Annotated in this window: 10 protein-coding genes and 1 pseudogene; 1 reads left to right on the top strand and 10 read right to left on the bottom strand. The window is 43.9% G+C overall.

The window, feature by feature from the left end; all coding sequences use genetic code 11:
- Positions 1 to 132 precede the first annotated feature (132 nt).
- The 3 genes and pseudogenes from addA to VZF35_RS25535 form a co-directional block, all read right to left on the bottom strand.
- Positions 133 to 4,116 (bottom strand): helicase-exonuclease AddAB subunit AddA, encoded by a 3,984-nt coding sequence (gene addA / locus VZF35_RS25545; RefSeq protein WP_407309353.1) that lies wholly within the window; start codon positions 4,114 to 4,116, stop codon positions 133 to 135.
- Positions 4,109 to 7,745: pseudogene (addB, locus tag VZF35_RS25540) on the bottom strand (helicase-exonuclease AddAB subunit AddB). The gene addA and the pseudogene addB overlap by 8 nt, the downstream one beginning before the upstream one ends.
- Before the next feature lie 12 nt (positions 7,746 to 7,757).
- Positions 7,758 to 8,699: an N-acetylglucosamine kinase gene (locus VZF35_RS25535; protein WP_407309351.1), complete on the bottom strand. Its 942-nt coding sequence runs from the start codon at positions 8,697 to 8,699 to the stop codon at positions 7,758 to 7,760.
- A gap of 454 nt (positions 8,700 to 9,153) precedes the next feature.
- Between VZF35_RS25535 and VZF35_RS25530 the strand changes: the two genes are divergently transcribed.
- A complete protein-coding gene (locus VZF35_RS25530; protein WP_407309349.1) occupies positions 9,154 to 9,879 on the top strand; it encodes a polysaccharide deacetylase family protein in 726 nt (241 codons plus the stop codon).
- Positions 9,880 to 9,882: 3 nt separating this feature from the next.
- Here VZF35_RS25530 and VZF35_RS25525 read toward each other — a convergent pair whose 3' ends face one another.
- From VZF35_RS25525 to VZF35_RS25495, 7 genes are all read right to left on the bottom strand, one after another.
- Positions 9,883 to 10,686 carry a diguanylate cyclase gene (locus tag VZF35_RS25525; protein ID WP_407309347.1) on the bottom strand — a complete coding sequence of 268 codons (804 nt, stop codon included), beginning with the start codon at positions 10,684 to 10,686 and terminating at the stop codon, positions 9,883 to 9,885.
- A gap of 8 nt (positions 10,687 to 10,694) precedes the next feature.
- Complete coding sequence (locus tag VZF35_RS25520; protein ID WP_407309345.1) at positions 10,695 to 11,288, bottom strand: hypothetical protein; 594 nt, start codon at positions 11,286 to 11,288, stop codon at positions 10,695 to 10,697.
- Between the two features lie 109 nt (positions 11,289 to 11,397).
- Positions 11,398 to 12,246 (bottom strand): YitT family protein, encoded by an 849-nt coding sequence (locus tag VZF35_RS25515; RefSeq protein WP_407309343.1) that lies wholly within the window; start codon positions 12,244 to 12,246, stop codon positions 11,398 to 11,400.
- A gap of 183 nt (positions 12,247 to 12,429) precedes the next feature.
- Positions 12,430 to 13,641, bottom strand: coding sequence for a DUF4349 domain-containing protein (locus VZF35_RS25510; RefSeq protein ID WP_407309341.1), 1,212 nt, complete (start codon positions 13,639 to 13,641; stop codon positions 12,430 to 12,432).
- The gene (locus VZF35_RS25505) at positions 13,641 to 14,150 is read right to left on the bottom strand and encodes an RNA polymerase sigma factor (RefSeq protein WP_407309339.1); all 510 of its coding nucleotides are present in this window, start codon (positions 14,148 to 14,150) and stop codon (positions 13,641 to 13,643) included. Before VZF35_RS25505 ends, VZF35_RS25510 begins: the two co-directional genes overlap by 1 nt.
- Positions 14,151 to 14,414: 264 nt before the next feature.
- Positions 14,415 to 15,140 carry a phospholipase D-like domain-containing protein gene (locus tag VZF35_RS25500; protein WP_407314830.1) on the bottom strand — a complete coding sequence of 242 codons (726 nt, stop codon included), beginning with the start codon at positions 15,138 to 15,140 and terminating at the stop codon, positions 14,415 to 14,417.
- Positions 15,104 to 15,838: a PLDc N-terminal domain-containing protein gene (locus VZF35_RS25495; RefSeq protein WP_407309337.1), complete on the bottom strand. Its 735-nt coding sequence runs from the start codon at positions 15,836 to 15,838 to the stop codon at positions 15,104 to 15,106. The genes VZF35_RS25500 and VZF35_RS25495 overlap by 37 nt, the downstream gene beginning before the upstream one ends.
- Positions 15,839 to 15,915 lie beyond the last annotated feature (77 nt).

Raw genomic sequence — 15,915 nt, 5'->3', positions numbered from 1 at the left:
TTCTTTGCAATAGTTACAACAATCACAAGGTACAACAAATAAATAATTCGCCAAATAAGTTAAAAATCCTCTCTCAAAATGCCGAAATATTATAGAAAAATGTAATTATTCAATAAAAGAATCCTAATAGTATCATAAAAATAGTTGATTCTCAAGTGATTGCTGAATTTCCAGACGTCGCGCATTTGGGATGACAATTTCGCGGCCCAAGGTAAAAGAATATAGTGAACATTGAGTAACTTGGATGCCCATGAGCCGTTCAATTGCCAGAGCATAAAGTGTGAGCTGAAGAGCATACCTGTCCCTTAAAAGCTGATCCGAGTCCTTTCTACTCTCACGCAGAGAGTCTGTTTTATAGTCTAGAATTTCCGCGAAAATTTCATCTTCCTTTTTGCAGATCATTACTACATCTATGACACCTTGGACCAAGATATTCGCTTGAGCATGTTTTTGAGTTGGAAAAGTTATGGTAAAGGGAACTTCACGCAGGAGCTGTTCAGAATTGAACAGACGTAAACCCAAGGGAGTGTTCAGTAAGTGGACAATTTGCAGAGGCTGGATGACACTTTTTTGGTCCGTACTAAGAATTTCACGTTCTTCAAGTTTGATTAAGAATTCCTGAATGGCATCAATCTGGGCAGTTTGTGTCAGAGTTGACCAAATGTTGCCCAATCCTTGGAAAGGCAAATGCTGCATAACGGTATGCATGGCGGTCCCTCGTTCTGATGCTGTTAAAGGGTGTGCCGACTGCATAAATTTTGGTCGAACCGGCTGATCCATTTGAGAACGGATGGTAGGATGCTGCTCAGCATCTTCGTGCATATACCAGTTGTGCAGACGTTTTAATTCCGAAACACTGGTTTTTGCCACTTGGTTGACTAGATGGGGGTATTTCCAGCTTAGTCGGCGATTGATTTCATCATACCATTGTTCAAAAGATTTAGTTTCAGCGGAATCCCCTGTAAGAAGGTTAACCTTGTCATTCTCTTCCTGTGATAACTGAAGATCTTTGCAGCTTGTTTCCTCATCCGATATTAGTAGGTCGCGATGGCAGATGATCTCCCAACTTGAATCGGTTTCAGGGATGGTTATGACGGATAAATCTCGAGCCTCCCCAATGTGCAGCTGAGGATGTCGAATTAGTGCTGGGCCGATCCAATCGAGAAAGGACTTGGCACTTCGGAGTTGGCCATCAGGCAAGGCGACACCTTGCCAATCTGAAATACGCTGCCATTTCAGAAGGGTATTCTCCAAGTTTTCCACATTCCCATAGAGGAATAAACGTTCCTTAGCACGCGTTAGGGCTACATAGAGGATGCGCAATTCTTCAGCCAAAGATTCTTGTGTCAAGCGCTGCTGAACTGCGTATTGGATCAACGAGGGATAACGAACGTTATTTTCTACATCAATAATAGGCATACCAAGCCCTAATTTGGTGTGCAGGAGCATTTTACCTCTCAGCCCTTGGGTGTTAAAGGTTCTGCCCAGGCCGACAACAAATACGACAGGGAATTCTAAGCCTTTGCTGGCATGGACGGTAATTAAGCGGACAACATCTTCATTTTCCCCTAAGGCTCGAGCATTCCCCAGATCATTACCCTGTCCCTGAAATCGTTCTAAAAAACGCAGAAAACGAAACAAACCGCGGTATCTCGTTGCCTCATAGCGTTTTGCCCGATCATAAAGCACCCTAAGATTGGCTTGACGCTGTACACCTGCCGGCAAAGTCCCTACATAAGCAAAATACCCGGACTCTTCATAGAGAGACCAGAGCAAATCAGCAAGAGATGTATGACGAGATCGGGTTCGCCATGTTTGAAGATTGTTCCAGAAATCAATGAGTTTCTCCTTTAATCCTGGAGCCGTTGTTAATAAATCTCGCGCTTTTTCAATTCTCAGCGGTAAGCCGTCTTCATAAAGTCCCAATATCTGGCCAAATGTCTCGATCTGATTGCCGGGTACTGTTTCAGCACTTAGGCCAGCCCATACAGCGAGGGTTAATGCTTCATAAAAGTCGCCTTCAGGTAGCATCGTCCGCAGTTTTCCGAGCTCACTCCCATTAAGGCCGACGAGAGGAGAACGCAGAACTGCGGCCAAAGGAATATCCAGGCGTGGATTATCGATGACTTTCAGAAGAGACAGCATCGTTTCTACTTCGCTGGCCCCGAAGTAACCTGAGGACGTTTCAGCATAGACAGGAATGCCGGCAGTTTGAAATTCCTCAACATAGATCGGAGCCACCGCAGAATAGGAACGCATTAAAATGACAATATCTGAATAACGGACAGGGCGGAAATTTCCCAGTTTCTTATCATGAATCTGAAACTCAGAACTCTTGACCAAGGCTTGGATTCGTTCACTGACAAATCGAGCCTCTACTCTGGCCTTATCAAAATCTTCAGAGGATATTTCCTCCTTCGCTTCAGCCAAGTCCTCTTCGGGGCCTTGGGGACTTTCCATAGTCGAGGTTTTAGGATTTAAGTTTAAGGAGTTTTTTATCTCTTTTAAATCTATCAGATGGACTTCGATGGGACCTTCAGCCGTGCGGATTAGATCTTGTCCATTAACATATGAGGCTCCATATTGTAAAGCGGCTTGATCGTCGTAGGAAATTTCTCCCGTCCCCTCAGTCATTATCTGACGGAAGAGAAAGTTGACGCCGCTGACGATTTCCCGGCGACTGCGAAAATTACGATTTAAATCAATGACCATGCGGTCAGGAGATTCACTCTGTTTTTCAGGGTTCCAATGAGGCAAGTCATGATACTTCGCGAGAAATAAGCTGGGGTCCGCCATACGAAAACGATAAATGCTCTGCTTAACATCTCCAACCATAAAGAGGTTGGAGATGTCTCCCTGGCGAGATACGAGTTGTAAAATATGCTCTTGAACTGGATTGATGTCTTGATATTCATCCACCAAAACTTCGGCAAAAAACTCCTTTAATCCTTGAGCAATCAGCGTAGGCTGCTCCTCATCTGCCAACAAGCAGAGGGCAAAATGCTCCAGGTCTGAAAAATCCACCACATTGCGTCGTCTTTTGGCTTCCGTATAGCTCTGAGAAAATTCCAGAACTAAATGACCGACGGTCTGGGCCAGTTTCCCCATATCACGTAAGGCCAGAAACTGGTGTGCCAGAGGATAGGCAAAGAGTTCGTCTTTGAGGGTTTGGAGTTTTTTCTTAGCCTCATCCCTTAGTTTTTTACATTCTTCTTGTAAAGATTTATCAGCTTTGGAACGTGTCGCCGCAAGCTTAGGAAAGTTGATGGTCTCCTGATACTGTGCTTCAATCTGTGCCCATGTTCCAGAGGTCACGAGTCGGCTCAGTAAGCCTGCACGGTTAAGATCATCTTGTAATGTTTTTGCATACTGAATCGGTCCTTCCGGTCGCTGAGCAATTTGTTCAGCGTTTTCCAAGAGACTCAAACCCTCGTTGACTGAGTCTAAGAGTCCTTGGCGGATAGTTTGTCCCCATTCGCTCTTCATCAGAGTTTCAAGATCATCCCATAGATAGGCCTGATCAAGTGTATTAAGCCATTCCGTTGGGTTTGGCTGGCTTTGCGCAAATTCGAAAAGACGCAGGATATGCTCCATAACCATTTGATCATCGCGATCTGAACTGAAGGCCTCGATGAGCTGAATAAAGTCCAGGTCTCCTCGTTCATAATGAGTTTCAAAAAGATCTTCGACGACGTCTTGTCGCAAGAGGGTTATCTCTGCCTGATCGGCAACCCGAAATGCAGGATCAAGATCAAGTTGATAAAAATATTTGCGGATTAACTCTAAGCAAAACGAGTGCAAGGTGGTGATGTTGGCACTCTGCAGGAGAGTACGCTGATGAAGGAGGCGCTCTAATTCCAGAAGGTCATGTTCTAAAAGCAAGGCCTCATCGAGAGCTTTACCGATTCGCTCGCGCATTTCGTTTGCGGCTGCTTTGGTGAACGTTACGACTAGAAAGCGATCCACATCGACCGGTTTTGCAGAATCTGTCATTTGATGAATGATCCGTTCCACTAAAACGGCCGTTTTGCCGGAGCCGGCGGCTGCGGCAACTAAAAGTTGGCCGCGCAAGGTAATGGCAGCCCGTTGTTCAACAGTCCATAAGGGTTTACTCATCGAGACCTCCTCCTTCCAACCAATGTAACCCTCCCTTGGCTGAAGTGTCTTCTTGAGGAGGATTGGTCATTTTATGAGATTTGAAGTTTTCTAATCGTTTCCAGATTTCCTCTTGGTTTAATGTAAGCAGGTCCCTATATTGATTTTCTGTAAGATAAGGATCGAAGTGGCACACAGGCCGATAGGAACAATACTGACAGCCCGTACTTTTACCTCGACGGTAAGGAGATAAGGAAATATTCCCAGAAAAAATATCTTCGCCTGTTTGCCGCAGCGTATGAGTAAGATAGTTCTGGAGCAAAGAAAACTGATCTTCTGTAAGGACGTTGGCTCCTTTACGAAACGTTCCGTCTTTATTTAATCTGAGACCGAGCAAATCAGAATGCCCTGAGGAGAAAGATGAGTCCATCGCTTCCAAAACTTGAGGATTTGCTAGTAAATATCCACTGATCTTGACGGCCTTGACACGGTGCAGCTCTAACTCTTCTGCACTGAGAGGCGCTTTTTCTTCGAGCTGAGGCTCAAGTACAGGAAAATAGAGAAAACCGGCGGGTGTCGCGCTTAGAGATGTCGGATTATTCCCCTCTTTAGATTCAAACATAGGTGAGACCGTATTCAGCAAAACCTCCGCACCCTGTAAAGCCACATTAAGATACGTGATCAATTGAAGATTAAGCCCGTAATAAATTGTATCCAAAGCTAAAGATTGTTCGCGGGATTTATAATCAAGGATTCTTAAGAACACTTGCCCATTGAGAAATGCAGCATCAACACGATCAATTTGCCCGGATAAAAGCAAGGTATCCCCATCAGAGAGGGGGATTTCGACACCCGGGAGTGTTTCATTGGGACCGAATTTGACCTCCAATTGGATAGGAATAAATACTCCTCGCCGGGCGTGTTCTCCAAGCACTCGTACGGCGTGATGAACGGTTCGTTTGAGTTTATGGGTTAAGTATCGGTAACGGGCACTGCTTAAAAGGATCTCATGCTGCAGACTAGGAGCTAACTGATCCGATAATTCACTGATAAGAGCCCATGATTCTTCCTTTGTCAATTTCCCCCAAACTAAGCCCTTTTCTTGGAGTTGAAGGGCAAAATCGTGTAAAAGTGCATGAAAGAATTGGCCCATATCCGGTTTAGAAAGCTGATATGTGGGGCGTTCACGCAGCTTAAGCCCATAACGGGCAAAATGCCCAAAAGGACACTTAGAGAATTGTTCTAAGCGGGAAACACTAGCCATTAGGCGTTTGCCATAGAGACGGCGAGCTAGAGGCCGTTGAATTCGATCTTCTTGATTCTTAGCATAGAGACTGGATCGGATATAGTTTAGTTTGGCCTGTTGATGAGGATCTTGGCTTAGCCACTTTTCGGCAGCTTCCCATAAGGGAGACAGGCTCTCTCCCAGGCGCAAAGTGCGTATTTGTTCGGCATAATATTGGAGGGCAGTATCTGCTTGGCTGATACGATCTATCGATTCCTGATTGCCCAAATAATCTTCGGAAATTGGGAAGAGTTGTTTTAGACGAAGGATAACTGAGGAAACTGTGAGACCTTTCCCCTCTTCGTCTGTCAGCGGATAAGAGACCACGAGTTTTTCGGTAGCCCGAGTGAAGGCGGTATAGATAAAAAATTGTTCCTCAAAGGTTTGGGCCTTTCCCTTGGGAGCCAAGGCCACTCCTTCTTTTTCTAAGAGTTTTCGTTCTTCATAATCGAGAACTCCTTCGGAAACAGGTCTAGCCGGAAGAATTCCTTCGTTAGCTCCGAGGAGAAATTGAACTCGCACCTCCGGATTTCGGGAACGGTCGAAGGACCCCACAAGAACTTGGTCAAGTCCAGGGGGGATTTGGCCAAGTTCCAGTCCCTCGATACCCGAAGCCAGAATTAAGGAATATTCTTCAAGTTCCAGTTGTTCATCCCCTAAGCTAGTCACTACTTCATCGAAGACTTGTATAACGGCCGGCCAGAGTTGTTCGTGCAATCGGGCCTCGCTCAATTCTCCCGCTTCTTGAGCTTTGTCCGCCCATATTTTTAAGGTTGAGGCTACCTTGAGGTTTTCTAAAAACTCGAACAGAGTTACCGTAATCTCTCGAACGGTCAAACCTTCCTTTTCGCTCTTAAGTTCCAATACGTTGCAAAGGGGGGCTATAAGTTCATAGATAGTTGCTCTGTAGGAATTAAGCTGGGATTGTAATTCTAGTTCAAGATCGTGTTGCTCTTCATTACGCCCAAGTGACCATTGGCGATGGTAACGCCAAGGAACATTGTTACTCCAGTTTCCTCCGCGTATCCCGTGTTCAAGAACATAGTTTTCCAGACGATCTATGGCATCTCTTTGAAGAGGGAAAAAGTCCGTTTTTAGGCAACGGAAGAGAGGTTCATACCCCCAGTTGCTCGCTGCTACTTCTAAAATAGAGAGCACTAATTCAATCAAGGGATGATGGAGAATGGAATGTTTATGATCGATGTAAAACGGAACTTCATAAGAGGTAAAAACTTGAGAAATCAGTTCGTGATACCCTGAAAGATCACGCGTCATTACGGACATATCTTTCCAACACAGCGCCTCATCCCTGGCTAAACGCCGCAATTCTCGGGCTACCCTCCACTTCTGCCCGTCGATTGACGGCAGATATAATTTGAATCCCCGGCTTGAGATAAAGGTCAGAATCATACGAAGCAGCAATTTCAGGGAACAAATCAGGAACCTCTGGATAAGGTTTTGTCGGATAAGCAGTATAATTCTTTTCTAAATACCAAAGCCAAGGATGTTTAAAACGTTTCGTTGTCTCGAGCAAGGTAGGTGGGTGGACTGGGATACCCGTTTCTGCCGCCAGTCGCTGCAGAGATTGAAATGTTTGCCAAGGACCTGTAAATAATTCCTCTCCGACTTTTAAAGATCCTTCTTCCCGATGTTGTTCAACATTTAATAAATACGGATCCAGAGGAATTGTTACCACAACCTCTGCAGCTGTGATTAGAAGAGTTCTTAAAACTTCAAGTTCCTGAGGAGTATACCCGATAAAGCCGTCGACCCATATTTGAGCCCCATGAATAAGAGGTGCGCAAGGAATTTTTTCTGCCAAGATAGATAGCTCATCATCTGGATCAAGCACAGCTTGTCCCAGGGAGGTTTGAAATTCTTCATAAATTAATGCCAAGTCATTAAGCTTATCTTCTAAAATCTCATAGGCGTTTTTAACCTGACGCAAATCATTGGGGGTAATGCGATAGAGTTTAAATTCTCCAATAGCCTGAGCCAGCAAATCAGCCATACCGGGTCGAGTTGCTGAACGTGCAAAGGCTTTTAGTTTAAGACGGTGTTTTAAGAGAATCCGGCGCAGAAGCATTCGTTTGCCGGTTGCCCCTATCAGTGTTTTTAGCCCTCCACCGGTTTCTGCAAAGATTCGCCAGCCCATCCTCCGGAAACTCAGGACCTGTGCCCGGAGACTTCCCCCTAATTCTGGTGTATTAGCCAAGGCCATTTCCATTTGATAGGTCGCTTGTTCTGGGACCAGGAGGATTATGGGAGCTCCCCAGGGCTGATTTCGAAGTTCGCGGCGGATTTCTTCCAAGCACAGAGTGCTTTTACCGCTTCCTGCTCGACCAATGATCACTCTGAGGCTCAAATCAATCTCCTCCTAAAACTCAATATGGCGCACCTGGCTGATCTCACTTAAGAGTGCCGCTCCGACAGAAGGCGGATAACTAGGTTTAAGAAACTGAAGAATGGGGAATTCTTCTTGGATGGTTGACTGGAAGGAAGGTTTGATGAATTCCCAAATATGGACGATCCCACCAACAAGACCTAGTTCATGCCCTCGGGTTTTGCGTAGAAGTGCCTGAGTCACTAAGCCTAAATCCCGTCCTGCCTCCTGAAGGATTGCCTGAGCCGCAGAGTCCCCGATGCGTGCAGCCTCCACGACAATAGGGACCAGCGCAGCGACGTCCTTGTTCGTGCGCTTGTCTTGATTCAGCCAGTCGACGATTTCGCGCACTTGGTTTAATTTTAAATGGTTTGTTACTAAAGATTCAAGGATGCTTTTGGAACCGTACCCATCAAAAGAGGCGACCATAGCTGCCAGTGCTTTTCTCCCAATATCATAGCCGCTGCCCTGGTCACCAATTAGATGCCCCCATCCGCCAATTCGATAAGCCTTCCCTTCACTGTTAACTCCTAAAGCAACGGTTCCTGTGCCAACCGCCAAAACATTTCCGCTAAACGTTCCTCTCACGGACATTAGTGCTCCAAAAGCATCATTTTCCATGACAACCGGAATATTCCGGAAAGATATTCCTCGTTCGTTCTCCAGAATGATTAATTCTTCCCGTATACCATTGGCCATGATGTTCCAGTCCTCCGAGGTATCTATACCGGCTAGACTAATCCCGATACCCTCTAATGGCTCATCTTGAAGTGAGTCGCGAATTCCGGAAACAATGTTTCGAACTGCTTGCGTCATACCAACGACATGATAGTTGCTTGAAGGGTTGCGCTGAGACCATAATATTTGTTTGGTAGAATCAAGCGCAACAATTTCTGTCTTGCTTCCTCCGCCATCCACTCCGATTTTTACTCCCATCTGATCACTTCCTCTTCTAATTCTAATGCTATATCAATACCATGGCTTTGTTATTAAAGTTTTTTGAATGTGTTTGATTTTGAGTGCCTTATCAATGCCATAACTGCAGGTTCAGAAATGGATTTCAACTAAAATTATAACATGATATCAATCATAAAAGCAGTGGAGAACAACGGTCAAACCGCTTTTCCACTGCCTTATAACATAGGACCTTGCCTAGTTTTCTAGTACTGTCAGAAAGTATAACTTCGTTAAATACTTTCTACAGCATAAGGGCAACTAAGCAGCTGCCTTCGCTAAGGCTAACAAGTGCGAACACAGTGTCTTCGGGCGCCAGCCTAGTTTTCGTTATGTAAAAAATGCCTTTAACCAAATTCGTTATATTTAACAGAGTCAAGGTATGGATCAAGCTATTTATCCATAGGTATTATAGAAGCAATTGGAGGTGGATGGGGTGCTGATTTATGTTCTAACTCGCCGAAAAATAATCTTGGGCCTTTCGGTAATGATCATTATAGGAGTTATTAGCTACCTAACAGCCGATTCTTTGACAGCACCCTCTTTAGTTCGGGCACCAGGCACTTATTATATGGCTCATACGCAGGAAAAAGTAGTAGCCTTAACCTTTGATGATGGTCCAGACCCCATCGATACGCCAGAAGTTTTGGATATCCTTAAAGAAAAAGGTGTACGGGCTACATTTTTTGTTTTAGGTCAGGCGGTTCAGGAAAACCCGAATCTGTTAAAACGTTTGGCAAAAGAAGGGCATGAAATCGAGAATCACAGCTTTAACCATGATTATCAGCAACATCAACTTTTGACAGAGATAAATCAAACGGACCAAGAGGTCTATGCTGCAACAGGCACTCACACTCATTTTTATCGTCCGCCGGGAGGTTTTTTGACAAAATGGCAGCTAGAAAACATCAAGAAAAACGGTCATATTGTTGCTCTTTGGAGTGTGGACAGTAAAGACTGGCGCAATCCCGGAGTCAATCAAATTGTTAAAAATGTTCTGGATAACGTATTTCCAGGAGCGATTATTCTTCTGCACGATGGGGGATTTCACCGAACTCAAACTGTCAAGTCCTTGGCGAAAATTATCGACTCTCTAAAAAAACAAGGTTATCGCTTTGTCACTTTAAGTGAAATGAAAGCCCTCGATACTGAGCTTAAGTAACTGCTAGTGTCTATTTATTGTCTTAAAAACAGTGGCACTCTCTTTATTATAGACGCTTAACCGGTCTTTGCCATTACGTTTGGAAACATAAAGGGCTTCGTCAGCATGTTTAATAAGCTCTTCTGCCGTCGAGGCGTGTTGAGGATAAGTGGCCAGGCCCAAGGAAACAGTGGTGTGCAAGGCCGGATTATTCCCTAAAGTTCTAATCCGTGTAGCTTCCAATAATCGTTCTCCGATGCTGATTGCGGCTTCGATGTGGGTATTAGGCAGGAGAATGACAAATTCATCCCCGGCATAGCGCACGACTGAGTCCCCTTCTCTGACCCCTTCCAGCAAAAGTGTTGCAAAAAACCGCAGAAATTGATCGCCTACAGGGTGGCCAAACTGATCGTTAATCCCCTTGAAATCATCACAATCTATAAAGAGAAGGGAGACATTCCCCTCGGTTGTCTGGGCATGATTTATAGCCCCTTCCGTTAAATCCGTAAGGGAACGAGAATTTAAAAGCCCTGTTAAACTGTCTGTTTCAGAAAGACAACGGACATGTTCATATAAGCGAGCATTTGCTAAAGCAACACTGACTTGGTTAGCAAAAATCTGAGCTAGTTGAAGGTCATCTTTGCTAAAGGCCTCTAAACTTAACTTATAAATCCAAAGGACCCCGAAGGTTTCCCTTTCAAGCTGAAGAGGGATTCCCATCACGGATTCATCGTCATAGGGGGTGCCCTGAATATGCAAAGCCCTGGGGTCATGTTCCGCGTCCCCTGAAAGAATGGATTCTCCGGTTGCTGCTACCCATCCAACCATTCCGAAACCTACTCGAGGATGGTTATTAAAAATAGAGGCGAGAATCGCTGGGTCGTTCTGACTTTCACGAGCACTGCTAACCCGTAATGATTTTTCCCCTCGTCCATCAAATATATTGTACAGCCGTCGGCCTGAAACAAGGAGAAAATTTGATCGACGACTTGATTGGTTAATTCACATAGATCAAGGGTTTTCGTTAACGAGGCTGAGATGCTTGACAGCGCCGACATTTCCACCTCATGGCGTTGAATTTGACGGATTGCGCTGATTTCTCGATTGACGGCTATACCTATGAAGAGATAAACAAATGTATACATAGCCCATTGGACGAGTGTCAGGAGATGGGTATGTTTATATAAAATGATGAAGGTTAATAATGAGGCAATGGCGATTTGCATTATTAATAGTTTCCAGGGAAAATACAAAGCAATAAGTGTTACCATGAGGAAAAAAAAGGATATCAAAAAAATACTTTTATCCCCCGCAAGAATTATGATGGCTGCTAGAATGGACATTAAGCAAATCATGCCTAATGCCCAAAGTTTATGATTTGAAACGGGTGATGCTTTCATTCTGTCAATTCTCTTCTTCTCTCCCGTCATCGGTCGTCCCCTCTGTTCTATAACTGGTTATCAATTACAATTTATACATCATTGTATAATTCTAGTTCTTTCAGCTAAATCCTGCTGGGTTATCACTGCTTCAAATAAATTATTCATTTTTCACAAATCCTCTGCCCAGAACTTCTCCTGCATTGGTAACGATCATAAAGGCTTGGGGGTCTACTTCCCGCACGGCTTGCTTTAAGCGACCTAATTCGGGAAGACTAACAACACAAATGATGACGTTTTTGGACTCGTTAGAGTATGCTCCGCGGCCGCTTAAAAAGGTTGCTCCCCTACCCAAATCCTCCATAATCCGATCAACTAAAGCTTCAGATTGGTCGGAAATGATGGTTATAGACTTCGATGGAACTCCACTTTGAATCAAGTCTAGAACCCGTCCGTAAACAAAAAGGGTTACTAGTGTATAGAGAGCTACTTTTGAACCTAACATAGCCCAGGAGATCATAATGATAACGCTGTTTATCGCCAGAGCTGATGTTCCCATCGGCACGCCATACCTTCGTTGAATGACTTTGGAAACGATATCCGTACCGCCAAGGCTTCCTCCGAAACGAAAAACAAGGCTTGAAGAAATTCCTGAAAATACTCCGCCATAGAGTGCACCAAGAAAAATGTCATTAATCGCAACAGGCTGGATCCCTTTAAAAAGGTCCAAGAAGATAGAATAGATGACCAATCCCCAAATGGTTTTAAAGACAAAATGCTTATTAATTTCCCGCCAACCTAAAATGAATAAGGGAATATTCAATAAGAACGTCATCAGCCCGATAGGAAGTTTGAGCGTATAGTAAAGAAGCAGAGCAATACCGCCCACTCCACCGCCACTTAGTCCGGAAGGGACAATAAAGGCCTGAACCCCGTAAGCAGCAATAATCGCTCCAACTGCGATGGCGATAATTCCACTGATAGATTTGGTGCGCTTCGATAACTTCATGCGATACCCTCCATATAATTCGTTGGTATAAAGATCACATTTGATAAATCAAACCTCCCCTGCCTCTTGAAGAGTTCTGGGGAGGTTCGATACTTGGATTTAATGCTCTTTATTAAGTGATATTAATAATATTATACAGACATCTCATAAGAAGTAAAGTAAAGTGAAGCCAAATCCGACAGTCTATCGTTTTATTTTCCGGAGATAGCAAATCCAACCAACTAGGCCAAGAATCAAATACGGGAAGACATACCCTAGACCTACCACCAAATAATTAAGGAAATTCCAGGCACTGCTGATGGTTTTTAAGAAGGCATTCTGAGCAGCTTCCCAAGTGTTTTGCCAAGAGACGGGCTGCCAAGGGTTTTTGATCGCTAAATTTGGACCTGAGTTAACAACGAGTTGAAGGTTTACTGTGGAATAGTCTACCTGATTGTTCCAAAGTTTAAGCTGCCCTTCTAGTTGTTCGATTTGCTGGCGGATATCACTCAAGGCATTTTCGACCTTGAGGACATCATCAACGGTTTTAGCTTGATTTAAAATCTCAAGATAGCGCTTTTCTTCAGCTTGAAGAGTTTGCAGGCGGTTTTGGGAATCGTAGTATTGGTTGGTAATGTCATTGGCTATGGTGTGCTGATCAAGAATCTTACCCCAGGAAATCAATGAGTCGTTTAAGGCATCTAGTTTATCGGCAGGAATCTTTACAGTCATACGGGCTGAAGACTGGTTTTCTGAGTTGTTCTGCTGAGATTCAGCGATATAACCGCCCATTTGCTGAACTTTTTGGCTGATCTGGGAAAAGGTATTGGAAATATTAGCGACTTCCAGAGTTAGAGTAACGTCCTGGGTTATTTTGCGGGGAACTGAAGTATTTGTTGGGCCCGCATCGTTTTGAACAGGGGTTTGCGGCGCTGCAGCCGAGATTTTTGCCGAAAGAGGGGCGGTGTTTTCGGAAGAGATGGTATTCTTACTGACTCTATCTTCAGCTGACGGTGATGGCGCTGAGCTTCCAGCTGCCACTTGAGACATTTGTTTTTGAGGAACAGCACTACCCATTTGTGGAAATACATGCCATGAGCCATTCAAGGTGGTTTGTCCTACGATAAATAAGAGAGTTAGGCCAATAACTGTGAACCCCAGTTTCCAATGGCTGATCAAGTTAACCGTGGACCACCTTGTTCTCAAACGAACAACTAGGCTTTTCTTAATAGGAGCAGATACCTCTTCCCTTTGTTCCGCGGCCATTTTTTCCAGAGCTTTTTGTTTAATACTTTGTTTAATCTGCTTATTGTTTTCGGAATCAGACTGGATGGCTTTAAAAAATGTTCTCATTTGTTCTAAATCACCATCTTCTTCCCAAAAAGATATGAGATTTGTTCTCTTAAAGCTCTTCATCAGCCTCTCCCCCCTTTGTCAGGATCCCCCTGGTAGATTTTACGGAACCCTTTCTTAGCGCGGTATAAAAGGCTGTCCACTGCCTGTTGAGATGTTCCTAAGATTTCTGCAACTTCTCCTGCACTGAACCCTTCAATTAAGCGAAGCTGGATAACGTTAACCTGTTGGGGGGAAAGCATCGCTAATGCTTCTCCAACACTTAAAATAGTGGCCCAAGTGTCACTTTGGTCAGAATCTTTAAGAAAGGATTTTGGCCGTTCTTCCAGAAGTATTCTGGAAGAATTTTTATGAGTCCTGTAAAAATCTGCGATTTGACGGACGGCAATTTTCAGTGCCCAGGCTTTTAAAGCCTCTTTCTTAACGAGCTCTGGCAGAGCCCTCCAAACTTTAACGATAATTTCGGCGGTAACATCTTCGACATCTGACTTAGGGACACGGATTGAAACAAACCTGTAAATGATCGGGAATATCTTTTCATAGATTTCATCAAAGGATGAATCTGCTTCCACCTGGCAGTTCTCCTCCCCTCGATTGTTATTTTAATCTTTTTATAACTTAGATACCTAGAATGTAAAATTGGCTAATCAGTACTATTCTATAGACGAATCTCAGATGCCTTTTCTGATGGTTATGACTTAAAAAATAATACCAACCTTTAGAGTTGAGAAGATCCTCTAGGAAGCTAAAATAGTCAGAAAAAAGGATGACGATATGCCGATAGGCAAACGTCATCCCCATAGTTTATACAAGCTATTTTTCCATGTATTCTATGATCACAATAAGGGTGAAAATAAGCGAGCGAAAGATTCTTTTAGACGTTCAGAGAATGGGCGGGTTTGGAACACCTCAAGTTGAATCGTCTGGCAATCTTGTAAGTCAATCTCGAAGTTTTCGTTTAGATTCCCAATGATACGTTGGTCGTATAGAAAAGCACAGATTTCAAAATCGAGAGAAAAACTTCGCACGTCCATATTGGCAGAGCCTATTGAGCCTAATTGTTGATCGATGATGAGGATCTTGGCGTGAATAATACCTTTCATATACTTATAAATCTTAACCCCTGCCTGAAGGAGTTCTTCGAGATAGGAGTTCATGGCCCAGTATGTCAGCTTATGCTCGGGGATTCCCTGGATAATGACTTGCACGTCGATACCGGAGAGGGCGGCGGTTTTAAGGGCCATAATCAAACTTTCATCAGGAATAAAGTAGGGAGTTTCAATTCTTATGCTCTTCCTAGCCATAGATATGGACATAAAAAAACCCTGCAGAATGGAAGCCCAATGGGAATCAGGGCCGCTGGCGCCGATCTGCACCGGGAGAACGCCGGAAATAGTCACGTTCGGAAAGTAATTATCCCCCTGAAGTTCTTGATGAGTCACAAAATACCAATCATTTAAGAATATAGCTTGCAGGCTATGCACGGATTCTCCTGATAATTTCAGATGAGTATCTCGCCAAAAGCCTAGCTCTGGATCACGGGATAGGTATTCGTCCCCAATATTAAGCCCCCCATATACCCGGTACGGCCATCAACGACCACGATTTTACGATGGTAACGCAAATTAAGTTTCGGGCTTAGAAAAGGAAAGCGCACGGGAAAAGACCAATGGGCTTGTATTCCCGCATGACGCATAGTATCCATGAACTTGCCTGACAGGGAAAGGCTTCCTATACCATCAAGCAGGACTCGAACCTCCACTCCTTCCGAAACTTTACGTGCTAGAATTTTTACGACGTCCTGGCCAATCTCATCCCCTTTAAAAATATAATAACTAAGGTGGATGTGATTTGTGGCATTTTCTAAAGATTGAAACAATGCTTCAAATTTCTCTCCGCCATTAATAAGAACTTCTGCTTGGTTATGAAGATTTAAGGGAGCATAACCACTGTTAAGAAGAAGATTGACTAATTTAGGATCAGAGGTTTGATCGTTTGGAGAACTATAACGTTCAGCGTTCAGAGTAGTTTGTTGTTGATGTACTGTCTGGTCCAGTCGATTACTCGGAAGATGTTTATGTTGAAACATTCGGTTTCGCTGTTTTCGGCCTAAAAGAATATAAAGAATAAAACCTATCAGAGGAAAAAGACTGAGAATAAAAAGCCAAGCCACTGTTTTACCGGGATCTCTATTTTCCAAGAGAATAACCGTTCCAAATAACAACACTTGAAGGATTAGTAACAAAAAAATCCATACCATCGTTTCACCGCCTCAAGAATATTACAGACGAGCGCATTGTTGATTGTTTGTAGGAAGAGATGCCTTTGGTATTATGC

The organism is Desulfosporosinus paludis (assembly GCF_045689965.1).
GTDB classification, from domain to species: domain Bacteria; phylum Bacillota; class Desulfitobacteriia; order Desulfitobacteriales; family Desulfitobacteriaceae; genus Desulfosporosinus; species Desulfosporosinus paludis.
The sequence above is the reverse complement of the archived record's forward strand: the minus strand, read 5'-3'. Positions and strand labels throughout refer to the sequence as shown.

What these genes read in the sequence shown, in the direction of transcription:
- addA (WP_407309353.1), bottom strand. Translation starts at nt 4,116, where the DNA reads ATGAGTAAACCCTTATGGACTGTTGAACAACGGGCTGCCATTACCTTG.
- VZF35_RS25535 (WP_407309351.1), bottom strand. Translation starts at nt 8,699, where the DNA reads ATGGGAGTAAAAATCGGAGTGGATGGCGGAGGAAGCAAGACAGAAATT.
- VZF35_RS25525 (WP_407309347.1), bottom strand. Translation starts at nt 10,686, where the DNA reads ATGGTTGGATGGGTAGCAGCAACCGGAGAATCCATTCTTTCAGGGGAC.
- VZF35_RS25520 (WP_407309345.1), bottom strand. Translation starts at nt 11,288, where the DNA reads ATGACGGGAGAGAAGAAGAGAATTGACAGAATGAAAGCATCACCCGTT.
- VZF35_RS25515 (WP_407309343.1), bottom strand. Translation starts at nt 12,246, where the DNA reads ATGAAGTTATCGAAGCGCACCAAATCTATCAGTGGAATTATCGCCATC.
- VZF35_RS25510 (WP_407309341.1), bottom strand. Translation starts at nt 13,641, where the DNA reads ATGAAGAGCTTTAAGAGAACAAATCTCATATCTTTTTGGGAAGAAGAT.
- VZF35_RS25495 (WP_407309337.1), bottom strand. Translation starts at nt 15,838, where the DNA reads ATGGTATGGATTTTTTTGTTACTAATCCTTCAAGTGTTGTTATTTGGA.